The organism is Rhodopirellula islandica (assembly GCF_001027925.1).
Lineage (GTDB): Bacteria > Planctomycetota > Planctomycetia > Pirellulales > Pirellulaceae > Rhodopirellula > Rhodopirellula islandica.
The window spans coordinates 135,783-156,098 of sequence record NZ_LECT01000007.1 but is presented as its reverse complement, the minus strand read 5'-3'; the positions used below and the strand labels follow the sequence as shown (position 1 = coordinate 156,098).

Genomic DNA, 20,316 nt, shown 5'->3' with positions numbered 1-20,316 from the left:
ATTCGGCGCAAACAAACCCATCGGTCCCCGCACAATGGAATCCCGAAGCGTCAGCAAGGAACCAGCCATCCCGATTCCTCGTTCACCCGTTTTGAAGCTGCGAATTTGCAGTCGGTTTTGTTGGCCAAAGGCCAACCTCAACCCACTTCAAAGTCGCCCCCGACGGACCGACGGCTTGCCTCAGTCCGTTGCAGCCGGACTCTCGGACAGCAACTTCCGATCGATCAGCCATTCCAACATGCGTTCTGGCCAACGTCCTGCCGCCGTCTGACTGTTGGCTCGAAACCCGAAACCGTGTCCCGCTTCGCTGTACACATGCATCTCGCAAGGTACTTCTGCTTCCTTGTACTTCAAGTAGACCTTGGCCATCCCGTACGCGATGTCTTCTCGATCGTGGTACCCAAAGGCAATGAAGGCCGGAGGCATGCCTGGCGAAACGGTGAAGGTGCTGGACTTTCCCGGATAGATCAAACCTTGGAAATCGGGCCGGCTGCTCACTCGCTCAATGGGGTCCTCGGATTGAAGGTCACCTGGCAGTGGATTCATCGCAGAGTAAGCCGCCAGTTCACCGCCTGCCGAAAACCCGAGGATGCCAATGCGATCGGGCGTCACGTTCCAAGCCTCGGCATGGGAACGAATCATGCGAATGGCTCGCCGAGTGTCATCCATCGCATGCCCATCGAGGGTGTACTCCGAATCGGGTTCCCGACACAGTCGATAACGCATCACAAACGCAGCCACGCCATGGTCGGCCAACCACTGTGCCAGCGAATCGCCCTCGTGTCCCAGGCAGAGTTTGCTGTGGCCTCCACCCGGTGCAATCAGGATCGCCGTTCCGGTGGCCTTGTCTTTCGCTGGCAAGTAGGGCGTGATCGACGGATGATGCACGTTGGACACATTTGTCCCGGTCAAGACTTCGGGTTCGTGCATGCGTGCTTCCGAACCCGGTGCGCCGTCGTCCCAAAGCGGGATCCTTTGCGGCGAATCCTCAGCAATGCCTATCGAGGGGATTGCAACACAAAGTGAAAGCAGCAACGCACGGAAGGTAAACGAAAGCAATCGACGCATCAAAATCTCCAACGAATGGCGGGGCGATGGGTAGGCAGAAGGGCAGGAACCATCAGACATCACCATGTGACCCGTCTGGGCCTCAGTCACGGTTGAATGTGGTCCTGCCGACCTGCTTAGGCAGGGGGGATGCCAAGTGTAGTCGATGCAAATCGAACGAGGTCGGCCGCAGTTCCAACTAGAATGGATCCGACCAGCCGAACCCTGAAGCCAAGCATCGAGTTGAGAAAGCAGAGCCACGTGCCTTCCCAACGCCGAAACCCACCACGCTGTTGAGTCAATGCATCTCGCAGATGGCGTGATCAGCCGCAGGGCGATCGCCCATGGTTCCCAGAGACGACCTCAACCCAATCACGTTCCAGCTGACAAAATCACCAGGCCCGAAATCCAGCCCCAATCCAACTATCCCCATTTGAACCATCCTCCCCGACGCACATGAATTTCTCCTCCACCGAACAGTCGTCTCAGAACAGTGAGCAAGCCAAGCAGGCTTCGTGGGTTCTCGGGATCGATCTGGGCGGCACCACGATCAAGTTTGGCCTGTTTCGCGGTCCCCAGCTGATTTGGCGCAACCACATCCGCACCGACGACTATGAATCGCCTGAGGCTGCCTTCGAATCTTGCCGTGACAGTGTGCAGCGAACGCTGGAGGAGTCGTCGCAGTCGCTCGATGACCTGCAAGCGATTGGGTTGGCAATGGCGGGGGTGCTGGACCCCAAGGCAGAAGAACTCGCCGAGACCGCCAACCTCCATCGTTGGCATCAATTGAACTTTCGCCAACAGCTCTCCAGCGTCTTTCAAAAGCCGGTCTTCCTGCTGAACGATGCCGATGCCGCCGCGCTGGCTGAGTCGGCACACGGCCTGTGCCGTGCGGATTCATTGGTGCTGATGACACTCGGCACCGGTGTCGGTGGAGGAGTCATTCTGGATGGGCGGCCTGTCCGCGGTGCCAACGGTTGTGGCGGCGAGATCGGCCATGCCACGATCGAATTCGGCGACGCGGCTCGCCAGTGCGGGTGCGGGTTCCCAGGGCATCTCGAAGCCTACGCGGGGGCGGGCGGCGTCATCCAAACCGCAATCGAAACTTTGGCTCGGTCGAGCGATCCAAGCGCACTGCGAAAGTTGGATCCAATCACTCCGCTGTCGATCGCCAACGCGGCGGCTGACGGCGATGCCATTGCGATGGATGTCATTCACCAAACCGGAGTCTTGATTGGACGAGCCATTGCCATGCTCGCTCACGTGGTCGACCCCGATGTCGTTTTGCTCGGCGGCGCAATGACCTTCGGTGGCCCCGGTACCGACACCGGGAAACGGTTCTTGCAATCCATCCGTGAGGAATGCTATCCGCGAACACTCGTCCAGATCAGTTCCCATCTGAAGATTGAATTTGCAACGCTGGGCAATGATGCTGGGATCGTTGGTGCCGCACACTACGCTCGCCTCGCCAACGAAGCCCGGCAAGCTTTGAATGCATAGCAGCATGGCACAAGCGGACGAATCAAGCCGTTGTTTTCGCAGGGCTCGACAACGCCTAGAATTCATGGCGTTGAACAGCGATAAGATAAGCAGGGCGGCAGGAATGATCGAGCAGAACCATGTGAGCCGTTTGGGCGTTCGCCCCGGTTGTACGTGGAAGCAACCACGCTTGCCAAGACATTTCAAACGCCGAAAGACTCCTGCCGACCTGCTTAGCCCCTCCCAAACTTCGTTCGCCGCACCTGCTTTCAGTGCTGTGGCGTGCCTGAGAAAATGAACCAGAGAAACATCATGTCTGGAACGGACGCCATCCAACTTGTCCCGCAATCGTCCAAGCAAAAGATTGCTTACCGAGTCTATCCCGAGTCCACCGACGCGAGCGCCGCGATCGCTCGAGAAATAGCCGACCTCATCCGTGCGCGAGCCGCGGATTCGCGAGTGGCCGTCCTGGGGCTCGTCGCGGGATCATCCCCGGTCAACGTGTACGCGGAACTTGTTCGGTTGCATCGTGACGAACAGCTTTCGTTCGCCAACGTCGTCACTTTCAACTTGGACGAATACTACCCCATGGCTCCGGATTGTTTGCAGAGTCATGCGAGGTTCATGCACGAGCATCTGTTCGATCACGTTGATATTCGACCCGAGAACATTCATCTTCCTGATGGAACGCAGCCCGTCGAAAGCATCTCGGACAATTGCCGCGACTACGAGCGACAGATGGCGGACGCGGGTGGAGTGGACATCCAATTGCTCGGGATCGGGCGAACCGGACACATCGGGTTCAATGAACCCGGGTCGGGTACCGAATCCCGAACGCGAATGATCACCCTCGATGGGATGACTCGAATCGACTCAGCCAGCCACTTCTTTGGTGTTGAAAACGTCCCGCGACGAGCGATCACGATGGGTGTCGGCACCATCCTCCAGGCTCGTAAAATTTTCTTGCTTGCTTTCGGCGAAGGCAAATCATCGATCATCGCGCGAACCATCGAAGGTGAGCTCGCGCCCACGGTCCCCGCCACCTCTTTGCAAGAACATCCCGATGCCGAGTTGATCCTGGATCACGCCGCGGCCGCCAAGCTGGCCGTGATCCAATCACCCTGGTTGGTCGAGCACGTGACCTGGGACGACACCATGGTTCGTCGCGCCGTCATCGACCTGTCGCAGAAACTGCAAAAGCCCGTGTTGATGCTGGTGGATGGTGACTACAACGAAAACGGTCTTCAAGACCTATTGGCGGAATACGGTTCTGCCTATGAAATCAACTTGCGAGTCTTTCGGCATCTTCAAAGCACGATCACGGGTTGGCCCGCCGGGAAACCCAACCAGCCCGATGTTGTGTTCCCCAAACGCATCGTGCTGTTTTCACCGCACCCCGATGACGACGTCATCTCGATGGGAGGAACCCTGACACGGCTGGCCGACCAAGGCCATGAGGTGCACGTGGCCTATCAAACGTCCGGCAACATTGCCGTGTTTGATGGAGATGCCATTCGCTTTGCCAAATTCGCACGCGAGTTTTGCAAGGAGTTTGGGCTGCTGACGCCTCCTGTGGTCGACCTGACCGAACGCATGATCGAGTTCTTGAAAAAGAAAGACGCGGGCGAAGTGGACATCCCCGAAATGCAACGCCTCAAAGGTTTGATCCGCCGCGGCGAAGCAGAAGAGGGCGCTATCGTGTGCGGTGTCCCCGCCGAGCGTCTGCATTTCTTGGAGCTGCCTTTCTATGAGACTGGTGTCGTCCGCAAGAAACCCATCAGTGACGAAGACATTCAGATCACGGTCCAGCTTCTGCGAGAGGTCAAACCGCATCAAATTTATGCGGCGGGTGACCTCAGCGACCCACACGGAACTCACCGAACTTGCCTCGACATTCTCTTGGCGGCGGTGGAACGATGCCGAGACGATGACTGGATGAAAGAATGTGTGGTGTGGTTGTATCGCGGAGCCTGGCAAGAATGGGCGCCGCATGAGATTGAGATGGCGGTTCCGCTGAGTCCACAAGAAGTCGACCGCAAACGAACCGCCATCTTCAAGCACGAATCACAAAAAGACCGGGCGCTCTTTCCAGGAGCCGACGCCCGCGAATTTTGGCAGCGAGCCGAAGCCCGCAACGCCTCCACCGCGCGAACCTACGACCAACTCGGGCTGGCACAATACCAAGCCATCGAAGGCTTCGTGCAATACAAACCCCGTCCGTAGCCCCGCTCCGCCCCCAAAACGAACTCTCGCAACAAGTCAAACCTAGAAGAGTAGAACCTTTGTCCCCAAATGTTTGCGTGCCCGGCTACCGTCGTCGAGCAACATCACGCGAACGATTTGAAATGGACTGACTCGCAACAAGCCATCACAAGTGCGATCTGCCCGCCCCAACAGTTGGACGCAAAGGTTCGGTCACACTCCCCGCCCAAAACGAACTCTCAGAACAAGTCAAACCTGGAAGAGTAGAACATTTGTCCCCAAATGTTTGCGTGCCCGGCCACTGTCGTCGAGCAGCACCACGCGAACGACTTCCAATGGACCGACTTGTGGAACGCCATCACGAATGCAACCTGCCCGGCGGAACAATTAAAGCCAAATGGCCTACTGGTCTGTCAGGACTTGTTATTAGGGTAGTGGACGAGGCCACGAGTCCTGAACCGGCGTCAAATCCAAGGACTCGTGGCCTCGTCCACTACGATCAACCCTCACTTTTAACTTTGACGGACCACTAGGCTCAGACGGCGGACATGGAGGTGCCCATCGTTTGGCCGGGTGCGGGCAGGTTGCTGGAACCTTCCAAGAAGATGTCGATGGCACGGGCGGCGCCACGCCCTTCGTTGATTGCCCAGACAACCAGGCTTTGGCCACGGCGGCAGTCACCTGCGGCGAAGACGCCGTCGATGTTCGTCGCGTAGTTGCCATGTTCTGCTTGGAAGTTGCTGCGAGCATCGGTTTCGAGACCGATCGCTTCCGCAACGGTTTGCTCTGGTCCCAAGAAGCCCATCGCCAACAAGATCAGTTGGGCTGGCCACTCTTTCTCGCTGCCTTCGACTTCGGCCATTTGCCAGCCGCCTTCGTCGTTCTTCGTCCATTCGACGTTGACGGTCTTGATGCCTTTCAGCTTGCCTTCGTCGTCGACCAGGTACTCTTTGCTGAGGATCTGATATTCGCGAGGGTCCTTGCCGAACTTCGCTTCAGCTTCTTCGTGACCGTAATCGACACGGAAGACACGGGGCCATTCTGGCCACGGGTTGTCGGCGGCACGCTCGGCGGGTGGCTGGGGCAGCAACTCGAAGTTGACCATGCTGCGGCAACCGTGACGGAGGCTGGTTCCGATGCAGTCGGTCCCGGTGTCACCACCGCCGATGACGATCACATCCTTGCCTTCGGCACTGATGAACTCGGCCGCCAGATTGTCACCATGCACACGTTGCTTGGTGTTGGAGGTCAGGAAGTCCATCGCGAAATGCACGCCCTTGGCTTCGCGCCCCGAGATGGGCAGGTCACGTGGCTTGGTGGCACCACAGGCCAGCAGCACAGCATCGAACTCGCTCTGCAAGTCCTTGGGCGAGATGTCTTTGCCAACATTCACGCCGGTTTTGAAGGTCACGCCTTCCTCGGTCATTTTGTCGACGCGACGCTGGATCGCTTTCTTCGACAACTTCATGTTGGGAATGCCGTACTGCAACAAACCACCGATGCGATCGGCTCGTTCGAAGACAGTGACCAAGTGGCCGGCTTTGTTCAGCTGATCCGCGGCGGTCAAACCGGCGGGACCACTGCCGATGACAGCGACCTTTTTGCCCGTTCGTTCTTCGGGCGGTTCCGCAACGATCCAACCTTCTTCCCAGGCACGATCGACAATCGCGTTTTCGATGTTCTTGATCGTCACAGGCGGGTTGGTGATTCCCAGGACGCACGAGCCCTCACAAGGCGCCGGGCAAACGCGGCCGGTGAACTCGGGGAAGTTGTTGGTCTTGTGCAGACGCTCGATCGCTTCTTTCCAGCGATTGTTGTAGACCAGGTCGTTCCACTCGGGAATCAAGTTGTCGATCGGGCAACCAGTGGCCGACTGACAAAACGGAACGCCACAGTCCATGCAGCGAGCGCCCTGACGTTGCAGGTGCTCAGTCTTGGGTTCGGTGTAGATCTCGTCGTAATCGTTGATCCGGATGACAGGCAGACGCCAAGCCACTTTTTCGCGATCGTATTCCTTGAATCCAGTGGGCTTGCCCATGGCAGAGTCCTCAAAATGGGGTGATGTGTTCGGTGGATGTGGGATGGGGTTTTCGCGGCGATGGCCACGCGTGCCGGGCAAAGCGAATTGCTTCGCCCGATCGTTTTCACTCGCTTCTCAATCAAGCGATGTTTGCCGTCACTCTCAGACGCTGACCGCGTCTTTCTCGGCAGCCATTTCGGCCAGCACGCGTTTGTAGTCCGTGGGCATGACTTTGACGCACTGCGACACAAACGTGTCAAAGTCCGCCAAAGCTTCCGCAGCCAACGCACTCTTGGTGTAGTCGTGGTGCTTCTGGATCATGCCTTTGACATCCGCGAGCTCCGCTTCGTCTTCGATCTTTTCCAACTCAACGGTGGCCAGATTGCAGTGAAGATTGAAGTCACCCTTGCGGTCCCAGATGTAAGCGATGCCGCCCGACATCCCAGCCGCAAAGTTGCGTCCGGTCTCGCCGAGGCAGACCACTCGTCCACCGGTCATGTATTCGCACCCGTGGTCCCCCACGCCTTCGACAACGGTGCGTGCACCACTGTTTCGAACGCAGAAACGCTCTGCGGCGCGGCCGCTGAAGTACGCTTCGCCGCTGGTCGCACCGTACAAGCACACGTTGCCAACGATGATTTCGTTGGCCGCGTCGAAGGTGCTTTCGCGAGGCGGGTAGACCATGATGCGTCCGCCCGACAATCCCTTGCCGACGTAATCGTTCGCGTCACCTTCCAGTTCAATCGTGACACCGTGAGCAAGGAAAGCACCGAGGCTTTGCCCTGCTGAACCAGTCAGATCGATGTGGATGGTGTCATCGGGCAAACCGGTTTGTCCGTGCCGCTTGGCAATCTCGTGCGACAGAATCGTTCCGACGGTCCGGTTGATATTGATGATCGGCGACGTGATGCGGACGGATTCGCCGTTTTCGATGGCTGGCATCGCTTCGGCGACCAACTTGGTCATGTCGAGCGATTTTTCCAAACCGTGATCTTGGCCACGCGTGCAGATCACTTCGACCTTGTCGTGAGGACGCTGCGCGGGACTGAGCACGGAGGTCAGATCCAACCCATCGCTCTTCCAGTGTTTGATCGCGTCATCGGTCGACAACACATCGCTGCGGCCAACCATTTCATCGATCGTGCGGAAACCGAGTCGTGCCATGATGCGGCGAGCTTCCTCGGCAACCAAGAACAGGTAGTTCACCACGTGCTCAGGTTTGCCCGAGAACATTTTGCGGAGCTCAGGGTCCTGAGTCGCGATGCCAACGGGGCAAGTGTTCAAGTGACACTTCCGCATCATGATGCAACCGAGCGTGATCAACGGTGCGGTTGAGAAACCGAACTCTTCGGCACCCAGCAACGCTGCGATGACAACGTCACGTCCGGTTTTCAAGCCACCGTCGGTTTGCAACACCACGCGGCTGCGCAGGTCGTTGAGCACCAAGACCTGGTGCGTTTCAGCGATCCCGAGTTCCCACGGCAATCCAGCGTGCTTGATGCTGGTCAGTGGCGATGCCCCGGTTCCGCCGGTGTCACCGGAGATCAGGATGTGGTCGGCGTGTGCCTTGGCAACGCCGGATGCAATCACACCCACCCCCACTTCGCTAACCAACTTCACGCTGACGCGTGCCGATGGGTTGCTGTTCTTCAAATCATGGATCAGCTGAGCCAAATCCTCGATCGAATAAATGTCGTGGTGAGGCGGAGGACTGATCAGCCCCACGCCGGGTGTGCTGTAGCGAATGTTGGCGATGTAGTTGTCGACCTTTTTGCCGGGCAACTCACCACCTTCGCCAGGCTTGGCACCTTGCGAAACCTTGATTTGCAACTCGTCCGCGTTGGTCAAGTATTCAATCGTGACACCAAAGCGTCCCGATGCAATTTGCTTGATGGCAGATCGCTTGGTGTCGCCGTTGGGAAGCGGTTGGAAGCGTTTGGGGTCTTCGCCACCTTCGCCCGTGTTGCTCTTGCCACCCAAGCGGTTCATCGCGATGGCGAGCGTCTCGTGCGATTCCGCACTGATGCTGCCGAGGCTCATCGCACCGGTGCAGAACCGCTTGACGATGTCCTGAGCGGATTGGACTTCATCCAGAGGCAACGCGGGGCCGCCGACGCCTTCTTTGAAGTCCAACAAACCACGCAACGTGCAGCGGGTTCGGTTGTCCTCGTTGATTTCGTGCGAGAACTTCCAGTACGCGTCTTCGTTGTTGTTGCGAGCGGCATTTTGCAAGGTGCTGATTGCCTGAGGACTCCAAGCGTGCTTTTCACCTTCGGCGCGCCAGTGGAATTCACCTAGGTTTGGCAATTGAGTCAGACGATCCGAATTCTTGTCCGGGAAGCCCAGTTTGTGACGACGCAGCGTTTCTTCTGCGATGACGTCGAAGGTCACCCCTTGAATACGGCTGGCGGTGCCGACGAAGCAGCGTTTGATGACTTCATCACGGATGCCCAAGGCTTCGAAAATCTGAGCCCCCTTGTAACTCTGCAGGGTGCTGATGCCCATCTTGGCCATGACTTTCAGCATGCCCTTGGCGACAGCCTTGCGATACGCGGCGACGATTTTGTCGTCGTCCAATGTCGAGGACATCAATCCGTCGCGGTGGGCTTGCCACAGGGCTTCGAACGCCAGGTACGGGTTGATCGCATCAGCACCGTAGCCAATCAACAAGCAGTGATGGTGCACCTCGCGAGCTTCACCGGTTTCAACGGCGATGCCCACTCGAGTTCGCTTGGCCTTGGCGACCAAGTGATGGTGAACCGCACCGGTTGCCAACAGCATGCTGACAGGCACACGATCGTGCGACACGTTGCGATCGCTCAGGACGATGATCTGCAAACCTTCGTCGACAGCGGCTTCAGCTTCGGCACAAATTCGGTCGAGCGTCTGTGTCAGACCAGCTTTGCCGTCGGCGCGATCAAACGTGGTGTCAATCACGCGGCTATGCCAACGCTCGTGGTCCACGTGCTTGAGAGCCGCGACTTCTTCGTTGGTCAGAATCGGATGATCGATCAACAACCGGTGACAGTGCTCCGGCGTCGCTGCCAGCAAGTTCTGCTCGGGGCCGATGTAGCATTCCAGCGACATGATGACTTCTTCGCGAATCGAATCGATCGCGGGGTTGGTCACCTGGGCGAACAATTGCTTGAAGTAATCGTAGATCATCCGCGGTTTGTCGGACAAACAGGCCAGCGCCGAGTCATTGCCCATCGAACCGACGGGGTCACGCAGTTGCTCCACCAACGGACGGAGCATGAAGTTCATCGTTTCGGCGGTGTAGCCAAACGCTTGCATGCGTGGCAGCAACGTCTCGCCGTCGAACCCGTGCCCCTCGGCTTCAGGGTGCAGGTCTGCCAACCGAATGCGTTGTTGCTTGAGCCATTTGCCATAAGGCTTTTTGCGAGCGAAGTCGGCCTTGAGTTCTTCATCGGGGATCAGGCGTCCCGCTTCGAAGTCAATCAAGAACATCTTGCCCGGCTGCAGGCGACCTTTTTCACGAACGATCGAGGGGTCAACCGGCAACACGCCCACTTCGCTGGCCATGATCACGCGATCGTCGTGCGTGATGTAGTAACGACTGGGACGCAAACCGTTTCGGTCCAGCGTCGCACCGATGCACTTCCCGTCGGTGAAGGCAATCGACGCGGGGCCGTCCCAAGGCTCCATCAGGCAGCTGAAGTACTCATAGAAAGCACGCTTTTCTTCGGGCATGGTTTCGTGCTTTTGCCAAGCTTCGGGCACCATCATCATGATGGCTTCTTGCAGCGTGCGGCCGTTCATCAACAAGAACTCAAGCACATTGTCGAAGGTACCCGAGTCGCTCAAGTGAGGCTCGACAACGGGGAACAACTTCTTCAGTTCATCGCCGTAAATTTCACTGGCGGCCGTGCCTTCGCGAGCACGCATCCAGTTGGCGTTGCCGCGGAGCGTGTTGATTTCGCCGTTGTGGCTCATGAAACGCAGGGGCTGAGCACGGTCCCAACTGGGGAACGTGTTCGTCGAGAAACGGCTGTGGACCATCGCCAAGTGCGTTTCGAAATCCTCGTCACGCAAATCGGGGAAATACGGCATCACCTGGGCAGGCGTGAGCATCCCCTTGTAGATGATGACCTTGGTCGACAACGAACAGACGTAGAACATCAACGCTTGTTCGATCTTGGTGCCGCCGCGCAGTTCGTGACTGGCTTGCTTGCGGATCAAGTAGAGCTGACGTTCAAACTCTTCGTTGGAAAGTCCATCCGCCGCACCGACGAACAACTGCTCAATGCGAGGTTCGCTTTGACGAGCGGTTGGCCCGACGTCAGCGGCATCGGTTTCTTGAGGCACATCCCGCCAACCGATCAAATTTTGCCCAGTCTCTTCGATGAGACGCGCGATGGTTTCCTTGCAGGTTTTCCGCTCCGCATCATCGGTTGGCAAGAAGATCAATCCGGCGGCGAATTTTCCTTCTTCGGGCAGTTCCACACCGAGATCAGCCTTGGCAACCTTTTGCAGAAACTTATGAGGCAAGCCACACATGATCCCCGATCCGTCACCGGTGTTCGGTTCGCAACCGCATGCTCCGCGGTGATCCATGTTTTGCAGAATCGTGTCGGCATCGATCACGATTTGATGACTGGGAGCCCCTTTGATATGGGCAACGAATCCGACGCCACACGCATCCTTTTCGTGCTCAGGGTTGTACAGTCCTTGGGCCGGTGGCAGGTGATACAAAGGTTGCTTGGTCATAAATAAAACAACTTGGGGATGAGGGGATGTGTGGACAGGCAAAGGGCGTTGGAGTCTGGGTCGTGCTTCATGCGACGACAGAGACCGCCCGATCTTTGGTTTGGTTTTTCTTCCGGTCCGCCTTGGCGGCTTCGGACTTTGTTCTCAGTTCAGGTTCCATTTCCCGGCCCAAGAGAAGCGATCCCAGTTCAATCGCAGCACGGCTGAGTTTGCCGCTGCGACGAAAGATGATTCCGAGCGGCCGGACCATCTGAATTTCGGGGCAAGCGACCACCCGCAGGGTTCCGTTGGCCGTTTCGCGGCGGACCGCCGCCTCGGGGACAATCCCCAACCCACGGTTCGCCTGAATCGCACGAACCATTGAGTCGGCGTTGTCAAATTCCATCTGAGTGACCACCGAGATGCCGGCGCGTTTCAGACATTGGTCGATCGCCTGACGGAGCACCAACCCGCGTTCGAAACCAACCATTTCCATGCCGCTGAGTTCCGATGCCGAGACTTCCGTTCGCTTTGCGAAAGGGTGGTCGGCGGAACAAACCAGACGCATCGGTTCAGATTGCCAAGGGATCGTTCCCAATGCCTTGGTGGTCCGAGGGAAACTGACCAGCCCAAATTCGACACCGCCGTCGAGCACCATCTGCACGACGCGTTGGCTGCTGCCAAATTCCGTTCGGACTTTGACGTCGGGGTGCTGAGTCTCGAAGACCTTGGTGGCCTCGGGCATGTAGCTCAGCCCGACAGAGTAAATCGCACCGACGTTCACGCTGCCGGTCAGGCGTTCGCCCCGGAAGCGGACCCGTTGTTCCAGTTCATTGTACTGGCGAATCACATCGCGGACGCCACACAAGTAAATCTCGCCCGCTTCCGTCAAACCCAACGGCCGACTGGAGCGATCGATCAGACTGGCCCCAACGGATTCTTCCAACCCGCTGATGGCTTGACTGACCGCGCTTTGAGTTAAACCGCAATCAGCCGCAGCTTTCGAAAAACTGCGGAGATCGGCGACACGACAGAACAATTCAAGCGTACGAAACTGCAACGACAACCTGCTGTATTAAATTTCCTTATGATGCGCCCGGCCACTTTCAGCCGGATTGATGACGGAGGATAGCCACGGAAGCAAATTTGGTCAAGCGTTCTGCTGCTGCCGCCGCTTTCCCAGCGTCAACGAAAAAGCCCAGCAGCGGTTTGAGACCGCAAATGCCGGGCTTTTTATGAACCAAGGCCCAGCAGAGCGGGATGCCCTGTGGGCAGCTTTCGATCCGCCATTTCGAGCTGGCGGCCGCTCATCGACCAGTCGGAAGCGACCAATCCGGAGCGCCATCACCCGGACTACTTATCGGCCCAGTAGTCGATCACGACCACTTTTTCGAGGTGTGGCTTGAGGACTTCCACGAAGGCCTTGTGGGCTGGGTGAGGCAGATAAGCTTCACGGTCGGCTTCGCTTTCGAAAGTCACGAGGAAGCAATGCGTCAGACCATCGTTGAGTCCTTCGGGTGAGTTGTTCGTTCCGAACTCAAAGCCCGAGATCTCGGGAATCTCGTTGGGCAAATTTCGAAAGGCGTCCACGACGACCTGCACTTCTGCTTCCGAGCTGGTTTCTTTGAACCCAAACATCACGACGTGCCGCAGCAGTTTTTTGGGCGTTTCCTTTTCAGCTCCCGTGGCTGACAACTGCATGATCGCGGCGACAGCCAAACAAAGTCCTAAACCTGACAACAAACGCATGACAATCTCTCGGTGGAGGCGGTAACGGGCGAAACCCCCATTGTCGCGTCTTCGAGGTCGGTCAGCTAGATGACAGTCAACTAGATGACCAAACCGAGTCAGAGTGGCACTGAGACAGAACGCTCTGGGAACAGCAGCCAACCGTCGCGAGAGGCTCAGGCACCGGTGTGTCGTCGAGGATCCACCGGACGGCTGCAAATTTTTACTTGCCCCCAACTTGGGCAGTGCGTACAACCATTTCGGCACTTGCAAGGAAGCATTGACATCACATCCCACGCTTCACGGTGGATTCGTCATGCATCTCAATCGTTCGCTTCGCAGCCCACACCAGCCGCACGCATTCACGCTGGTGGAGTTGCTGGTGGTGATCGCGATCATCGGCATCTTGGTCGCCTTGCTATTGCCAGCCGTCCAATCCGCCCGCGAAGCGGCGCGGCGAATGAGTTGTGGCAACAACATGAAGCAGATTGGATTGGGGCTACACAACTACCACGCCGCGTTCAACCAGCTGCCCATCCATGGCGTCGGCCCCACGGACGAAAACGACAACACCGCGGCCCGCGGCAGTGCCAACGATGGAACAGGCTTCACACGAATGGAATTGACCTTCTTGGTCGGCCTGTTGCCCTTTGTGGAACAGCAATCCATCTGGTCCATGGTGAGCAACCCCTTGCAGGAAGCCGATGGCGACATCTGGCCCGCCTTTGGCCCGCGACCTTGGACGATCCAGTATCCGCCCTGGGCGACCGAGATCCCCACCTACCGATGCCCAAGTGATCCAGGTTATGGACTGCCCGGACTAGGCCGCACCAATTATGCGGCTTGCTCGGGGGACGGGTTTTACGAAGCCGAACACGGGGTGACGGTCTGGAATTCCAGTTCGAATCGCTGGGAGTACGACCAATCGCTGGCGACTCAACGAGCCCGCTGTGGCCTTCGCGGCGCTTTCGTACCTCGCAAAGCGATGCGGTTTCGCGATTTCACCGACGGACTGAGCAACACCATCGCGGTCGGCGAAATCGCAACGGGACTCAATGACCGAGACAACCGAACGATCGGATTCACGAATGCAAAAGGCGGCTTCTTTCAAATCGCGAACAATCCGAAACGCTGCTTTGATCTTGGATTCATCGACCCAGAGCGTCCCAACTTCTGGACCGACGCCGCGAACGTGTATGCCCCAATCTCTCAACGTGGATTGCGATGGGCCGACTTTCACACGCTTCAGTCCCAATTCAACACCATCCTCGGCCCCAACTCGGAACTGTGCCTGGTCGGTCACTCCGACACCTATGGCATTGCTCCACCGAGCAGCTATCACGTCGGCGGGGTGCATGTTGCGATGTCCGATGGCGCAGTCAAGTTCATCACGGACTCGATTGAAGCCGGCAACTCGCGTGTCGCTTGCGTGTACTGCAAGGCCCTCTCAGGGCAAACCAACAGCGCCACACCCGCGGGATCCGAAAGCCCCTACGGATTGTGGGGATCACTCGGCACGCGTGCGTCTCGCGAAGTCATCGACGGCGAGTTCTAAGGAAAAGGAACCGTCCGGGAAGAACCTCCTCTGTTAAGCAGGTAGGCAGGTGTCATCGGGTATGTGAGCCGTTGGCGTTAGCCACGGTTTTCACGCGCAACCGGGGCTAACGCCCAAACGGCTCACATGGTTGTGCGTGGTCATTCCTGCCGACCTGCTTAACGCCCAAACGGCTCACTAATTTAGACCCAATCATTTTTGCGTACCTGCTTAGCGGCGCGGCGCAAGCCGCCCGGTGCCGCGATGACAGAAGGCTCACGCGGAACCTCGACGCAGCGAACTCGTCTCTTTCCACAGAACGCTAACGAACGCGTCGCATGTAAGTCAGGAACTTGCGATCGAGTTCGTCCAACGCCATGCCCATGGAACTCTCAAAGTCCTCGATTCGCTCCCGTGGCGTTCGTTCGTCGAGCGGCTTGGATTCGCTGAGCTTTTGCAGGTAAGCCACAAACTCTTTTCGCTGAGTCTTCAATAGAAAGTAGGTCAGTGCCCACGATTCTCCGTAGGCGTCTTCCGCAGTCGATGCGGAACGGAAACGCGAATCGTCTGACAACAGCGTCACCAGAGAATCCTCCGGTCGCAACGGGAGGTATCGCCGAAAGCGTCCCAGGTTGACCACGTTGACTCGGCCAATCCCTCGCCATCCCCGAGGGTTGCTGAAATCGGGCGACTCGAAGAACATCGCCATCCCTTCGCTGACCCACATCGGATTGTCGGCGAACCGAGTTTGCAGACCACAGTTGTAAGCCAACTGGTGGGTCGCCTCATGGATGATGGTCGCAATGTTGCGTTCAATATTAGGCACCCGAAACGTTGTCATCCGGTTGCTTTCCAAGTGGTAGTAACCGATGACGCTCTTCGCCGTGTCACCAATTTCCTGGCCGGCGTACTTCAAGAATTCGTCGTGGTTGGCCAACACCAAAGCGACCAGGGGATACCGAGGCTCTTCCAGGTCAACGTGCTGGTTTTTCCAGTAAGTGAAGAAGCCTCGGTGCAGTTGTTCAAACAGAACGCCGCAATCTCGAGCGTAGGCTTCGTTGCCCTGGTGGAGAATCAAGTAGTTCACCGTTCGGTAAACCTGGAACCCCGCTGGCAATTCCTTCAGCATCCGCCGAGCCATGGTCTCCTGATCGACCGGCGGCCCGGCAGGTTGCTCCGTTCGCTTGACAATCATGTCCGGCTGAATCGTCCACAACCGACCGGCATCGCATCGAGCCAGGACCCCACCATCAGCAGCCTCCACCAAAATCTCCGCGTCGATGGTTCGCTCGCTCTTGGTTGACTCGTCCGCTCCGTCTTCAAAGGTGATGATATCCGCGAACGCGAGCGAACCGACGGTACCTCCCCAATCAATCAACACGGCCCAAGCAATCAGCGCGGCAAAGAAGATTGATACAGTGCGTCTTGCCACAACAAACAAATCCAAGGGGGACGACGATCGGTAGCGAACTTGCCACGAGAAACCTCGCGTGCGAGTCCACCCAAAAAAAATGGCGACGAGCTTGCCGCTCGTCACCATTGTAGACCATCCAAATCATGTCAACGAATCCGTCGCCTCGTAATTCGCAGCCCGAAACGCTGCCAGCCAGAGACGCCGCCAGTCAGTCAGCCAGGATTGCCGATCTTGGTTTTCGGTCCATCCCGGCAGCCTGCCGGCTACTTTCGGAAGTAATCAGCAAAGTCATCTGCTTCGGAGGGTTGCGTTGCTGCCTTGCGGACCGGACGGGAAGTCCGACGCACCGATTCAGGCTCGCCACCTTCGAAGGAGGTCTGCCGAACGTTGACGCGACGCCGGCTCACTCGGGCGGAATCGTCCTCGAACGGATTCCGCATTTCATCAAACAGCGATCCGGCGCGTTCCTTGGACCCTCGGGTGGGTGCTGACTGCGTTGGCACAGGCTTAGGAATCGCTGGCAAACCATTGGCTGATTTACGGATAGTCGTTTTAGTTCCGTCTGTCAGAGGGGTGTTCTGCAGTTGGGGTGCGGGGGTTGGGATCGCTTGCACGCTGGGTTGATGCTGAGCGTAGGGCATCACCTCCGTCACCGTCGAATTCGAAGCGTGCGGCATCGAATGTGAATCGATCACGACGGGTGCTTCGATCACGGTGTGGTGCCCATAGGAATGCGTCTCGTGAGCCCCGATTCCTGCCATGGAAGATTCACAGTGACTGCACGTTTTGCATCCCGATTCACAACCACGATGGCGGTGAGGACCGCACACCAAGTTCGCCCCAACCTCCAACACTCGCTCCACGCTGCACGCAGCCAGATCCAACGTTTGGTAGATCGGATTGCACTTTTGAACTTTGTGACGCCCTAGGAATCCTCCGCTGTCTGCTTTGCGACAACTCGAACACCCGGCGGTCTCGCATCCGCAGGTCACATCCAAGCCGCAGCTTGGTTCGCTGGCGAAGAACGGCTCGACACCGCACACCGGTTCCGCGCCGCAAACGGGCTCCACGGTGGACGAACACTTGGTTTCACAACCACAGGACACGCCCATCCGAGCCCGAAGAGCAGGAAACGCCAGCGGGGCTTCGCAGCCACAAGCGGGTTCCAATCCGCAGGCGGGTTCACCGCATCCGCAGGACTGGGCCGACGCGTGACTCAAACCGACGCAAACGATCCCAGCGATCATGGCCCACGCTGCCATGACACGGACGACGACACTCCATCGACCGAGCTGCAAACGGGGTGCGAGGCACAAATCAGACACTGGTCGTTTCTTTGAAAGGGTCCAAGACATCAGCTTCTTTCTCCGTCGAATTTTGGATGACTGACATCGCTTATCGACGAAGCATGATCGTCAGGACCAAAACAATCCGAACGACATGCAAAGAACCCTCAGGCTGCGCATCTTGCCAAGACGTCAAATCCCCCCAACGGCACCCACCAAGCCCGAATCCACCGGCTCAATAGCGGGGCACGGAAGCGTCGATTTGCAACGACCACTGGTCAATTCCACCGGCCAAGTTCTGCACCTTGCCGAACCCCTTGGAACGCAAAAACTGAGTCACCTGCATGCTTCGGCCACCGTGATGACACTGCACGACGATGTGGTCCTGCTGATGCTCGTCTAGTTCAGACAGTCGCTGCTGAATTTCGCTCATCGGCAACAGCTTGGAACCCTCGATACGAGCGGTTTCATACTCGCTCGCTTCACGGACATCTAGCAACACAAAGTTGTCGCCGCGAGCACGCATCGCGTCCAAATCGGCCACCGTGATTTCGATGGGAAGGGCGGAATCGTTTGACATCAATCAGGGTCCCAGGGAACAAAGCACGCGTCAGAAAGGCGGTCTCCAAAACAGACCGCGAGGGCCCATTGTGCACGCCACCGCGCCGATGCGAATGGGTGGGACGGAACTCAATCCCGGAAGGCGGCACTGGAGGCATCCGCTGGCATCCGCCAATCGCCACGTGGCGACAAACTGACTGAACCAATCTTGGGTCCGTCGGGAACACAATTGCGTTTGAACTGATTCTGAAAGAATCGCCGTACAAACGTCTGGGCAGTCGCTTCGATCACGCCCTCCGAATGCGACTCGCGGAACTTGGCTTGCTTCGCCAAGAAACACATCTTCGCGACATCGCAACCACCTCGCACAAAGTGATAGAGAAAGAAATCGTGCAATTCATAGGGGCCGATCGAGGCCTCCGTGTTTTGGCGAATTTCGCCCTCTTCGGTGGGCGGCATCAACTCCGGCGAAATCGGTGTGTCAGCGATCCGATGCAACGTCTCATGCAGCGCCTTGCGATAGCGGTGATCCGCGGCGAATTGCACCAAGTAGCGAACCAACGTCTTGGGCACAGATGCATTGACGTTGTACATCGACATGTGATCGCCGTTGTAAGTGCTCCACCCCAACGCTTGCTCGGACAAGTCACCGGTACCGAGCACGAACCCGCGACTCATCAACAGCATCGTGCGGATCCGAGCCTGCACGTTTTCGAACCTCAAATCCCCGGCGCTGGCATCGACCTTTTGAAGCCGCTGCTGAAGCGCCTCCACCTCAGTGGAGGAATCAATTGCCAGCCCCAAGGGCGCATGCCCGATGTCCAAAAACGTTCGCAATGCGAGCGGCCGGATATCGATGCTTTCGGACGCCACTCCCAATCCCTGGACAAGCTGATTCGCGCTGTCGTTGGTGTGCTGCGTGGTCCCAAAACCAGGCATGATGATCGCATCAATGACCTTGCGATCTCGCTTCAATTGATCGACCGCCGAGACCGCCACCAACAGCGCCAACGTGCTATCCAACCCACCGGAAATGCCAATCGTCAGCGGCAAATCGGCGGGCAACTGCCGCAATCGTTTGACCAATCCCGCTGTTTGAATCGCGAGAATCTCGGCACATCGCTCCTCGCGTTGGGACACATCATCCGGGACAAATGGATGTGGGTCGACGCGGCGCATCAATCGATCCTTGCCAGCACCACCAAGGGTTGCTGAACCCGACTCCAACCTCTCCGCCGCCGCTTCGGTTTGCTCCTGTTCACGGCAACCCAATTCGATCGTTCGATAGGGCCGAGGCAGCGAGGCCTGAAAGTCATCGAACGAACCAACCACGCGTCGGTCGTGGTCAAGTCGCTGGAGATCCACGTCGCGTGTCACTGCGGTTTGCACGGGCAAGTCTTCGTCATCGGTGTCACCGATCCTGCGAGACTCACCGATCAGAGCGCCATTCTCAGCGATCAAACAGTGGCCACCAAAGACCAAATCGCTGGTCGATTCCCCACCGCCAGCCGACGCATACGCGTACGCTGCCATCAAACGCCCGGATTGGCTGACCACCAAATCACGACGCCACTTGGCCTTGCCAATCAGCTCATTGCTGGCCGACAAATTCAGCACCACATTGGCACCGGCCAACGCCGCGTGACTGCTCGGCGGAACCGGCACCCAAAGGTCTTCGCAGATCTCAACAGCGAGGGTCGCCGCGCCATCTCGAAACAGCAGGTCGGTCCCAAAGGGGACGTCGCTCGAACCGATTTGGACGGTGGGTGGATCTGTTTTGGACGCGGCGCGAAAGTGCCGCGCCTCATAAAATTCGCGATAGTTCGGCAGAAACGTCTTGGGGACCAAACCATGGAGACGCCCCCCTCGGACCACCGCGGAAACGTTCATCACACTGGTGCCCACTCGAAGTGGCAAACCAACAATCACCGTGGCCTGGCAAGAGCGACTGTGAAGCACGATGGATTCCAGTGCGTCCAGGCTTGCGTCCAGCAAGGTATGGGTCGCAAACAGATCACCGCAGGTGTAGGCAGACAGCCCGAGCTCCGGAAACAGAATCAGATCCGAGCCAGATTCTCGTTCCGTCGCTTCAATGCAGGCAATTGTTTCGGCGGCGTTTGCTGCAGGATCGGCCACCAAAACTTTCGGCGAGACGGCTGAAACCCGGTAAAAGCCGTGCTGCCGTCGCTGCGTTGGAAACGTCAGTTCGTTCGAAGCATTCAAAACGCGTGGGTCTCACCAATCCAAGGACACAACAACAGCAGAAATAAGAGCCGCCATCCGCACCGGCGAGAGACAGCCAACCGACAGCCTGTTCACGCTATCAACCGTGCTCAAC

General features: G+C 57.6%; 12 protein-coding genes. 3 read left to right on the top strand and 9 right to left on the bottom strand.

What is annotated here, in order from left to right:
* Nucleotides 1-180: 180 nt before the first annotated feature.
* The gene (locus RISK_RS03485) at nucleotides 181-930 is read right to left on the bottom strand and encodes an alpha/beta hydrolase (RefSeq protein ID WP_236695989.1); all 750 of its coding nucleotides are present in this window, start codon (nucleotides 928-930) and stop codon (nucleotides 181-183) included.
* A 573-nt stretch (nucleotides 931-1,503) separates the two neighbouring features.
* Here RISK_RS03485 and RISK_RS03480 point away from each other — a divergent pair.
* Together RISK_RS03480 and nagB are read left to right on the top strand one after the other, a co-directional pair.
* A complete protein-coding gene (locus RISK_RS03480) occupies nucleotides 1,504-2,547 on the top strand; it encodes an ROK family protein (RefSeq protein WP_047812854.1) in 1,044 nt (347 codons plus the stop codon).
* Between the two features lie 273 nt (nucleotides 2,548-2,820).
* Entirely contained in the window at nucleotides 2,821-4,749 is a 1,929-nt protein-coding gene (gene nagB, locus RISK_RS03475; protein ID WP_083434754.1) for a glucosamine-6-phosphate deaminase, read from the top strand.
* Nucleotides 4,750-5,263: 514 nt separating this feature from the next.
* On the opposite strand, the gene RISK_RS03470 is transcribed toward nagB, so the two are convergent.
* The 4 genes from RISK_RS03470 to RISK_RS03455 form a co-directional block, all read right to left on the bottom strand.
* Nucleotides 5,264-6,766: a glutamate synthase subunit beta gene (locus RISK_RS03470; RefSeq protein WP_047812853.1), complete on the bottom strand. Its 1,503-nt coding sequence runs from the start codon at nucleotides 6,764-6,766 to the stop codon at nucleotides 5,264-5,266.
* Nucleotides 6,767-6,910: 144 nt separating this feature from the next.
* Entirely contained in the window at nucleotides 6,911-11,476 is a 4,566-nt protein-coding gene (gene gltB, locus RISK_RS03465; protein WP_047812852.1) for a glutamate synthase large subunit, read from the bottom strand.
* Nucleotides 11,477-11,543: 67 nt separating this feature from the next.
* Nucleotides 11,544-12,521, bottom strand: a complete 978-nt coding sequence (locus RISK_RS03460) for a LysR family transcriptional regulator (protein ID WP_083434753.1) — start codon at nucleotides 12,519-12,521, stop codon at nucleotides 11,544-11,546.
* Between the two features lie 287 nt (nucleotides 12,522-12,808).
* Complete coding sequence (locus tag RISK_RS03455) at nucleotides 12,809-13,204, bottom strand: Dabb family protein (RefSeq protein WP_047812851.1); 396 nt, start codon at nucleotides 13,202-13,204, stop codon at nucleotides 12,809-12,811.
* Nucleotides 13,205-13,499: 295 nt separating this feature from the next.
* Here RISK_RS03455 and RISK_RS03450 point away from each other — a divergent pair, with 295 nt between their 5' ends.
* Nucleotides 13,500-14,738: a DUF1559 domain-containing protein gene (locus RISK_RS03450; protein WP_047813021.1), complete on the top strand. Its 1,239-nt coding sequence runs from the start codon at nucleotides 13,500-13,502 to the stop codon at nucleotides 14,736-14,738.
* A gap of 301 nt (nucleotides 14,739-15,039) precedes the next feature.
* Here RISK_RS03450 and RISK_RS03445 read toward each other — a convergent pair whose 3' ends face one another.
* The 4 genes from RISK_RS03445 to RISK_RS03430 form a co-directional block, all read right to left on the bottom strand.
* Nucleotides 15,040-16,164: a DUF1570 domain-containing protein gene (locus RISK_RS03445; protein WP_047813020.1), complete on the bottom strand. Its 1,125-nt coding sequence runs from the start codon at nucleotides 16,162-16,164 to the stop codon at nucleotides 15,040-15,042.
* A gap of 230 nt (nucleotides 16,165-16,394) precedes the next feature.
* The gene (locus RISK_RS03440; protein ID WP_236695988.1) at nucleotides 16,395-17,456 is read right to left on the bottom strand and encodes a crotonobetainyl-CoA--carnitine CoA-transferase; all 1,062 of its coding nucleotides are present in this window, start codon (nucleotides 17,454-17,456) and stop codon (nucleotides 16,395-16,397) included.
* 196 nt (nucleotides 17,457-17,652) lie between these two features.
* Nucleotides 17,653-17,997, bottom strand: a complete 345-nt coding sequence (locus tag RISK_RS03435; RefSeq protein ID WP_047812850.1) for a rhodanese-like domain-containing protein — start codon at nucleotides 17,995-17,997, stop codon at nucleotides 17,653-17,655.
* A gap of 110 nt (nucleotides 17,998-18,107) precedes the next feature.
* Nucleotides 18,108-20,201 (bottom strand): NAD(+) synthase, encoded by a 2,094-nt coding sequence (locus RISK_RS03430; RefSeq protein WP_047812849.1) that lies wholly within the window; start codon nucleotides 20,199-20,201, stop codon nucleotides 18,108-18,110.
* Nucleotides 20,202-20,316 lie beyond the last annotated feature (115 nt).

What these genes read in the sequence shown, in the direction of transcription:
- RISK_RS03450 (WP_047813021.1), top strand. Translation starts at nt 13,500, where the DNA reads ATGCATCTCAATCGTTCGCTTCGCAGCCCACACCAGCCGCACGCATTC.
- gltB (WP_047812852.1), bottom strand. Translation starts at nt 11,476, where the DNA reads ATGACCAAGCAACCTTTGTATCACCTGCCACCGGCCCAAGGACTGTAC.
- RISK_RS03455 (WP_047812851.1), bottom strand. Translation starts at nt 13,204, where the DNA reads ATGCGTTTGTTGTCAGGTTTAGGACTTTGTTTGGCTGTCGCCGCGATC.
- RISK_RS03485 (WP_236695989.1), bottom strand. Translation starts at nt 930, where the DNA reads ATGCACGAACCCGAAGTCTTGACCGGGACAAATGTGTCCAACGTGCAT.
- RISK_RS03480 (WP_047812854.1), top strand. Translation starts at nt 1,504, where the DNA reads ATGAATTTCTCCTCCACCGAACAGTCGTCTCAGAACAGTGAGCAAGCC.
- RISK_RS03435 (WP_047812850.1), bottom strand. Translation starts at nt 17,997, where the DNA reads ATGTCAAACGATTCCGCCCTTCCCATCGAAATCACGGTGGCCGATTTG.
- RISK_RS03470 (WP_047812853.1), bottom strand. Translation starts at nt 6,766, where the DNA reads ATGGGCAAGCCCACTGGATTCAAGGAATACGATCGCGAAAAAGTGGCT.
- nagB (WP_083434754.1), top strand. Translation starts at nt 2,821, where the DNA reads ATGAACCAGAGAAACATCATGTCTGGAACGGACGCCATCCAACTTGTC.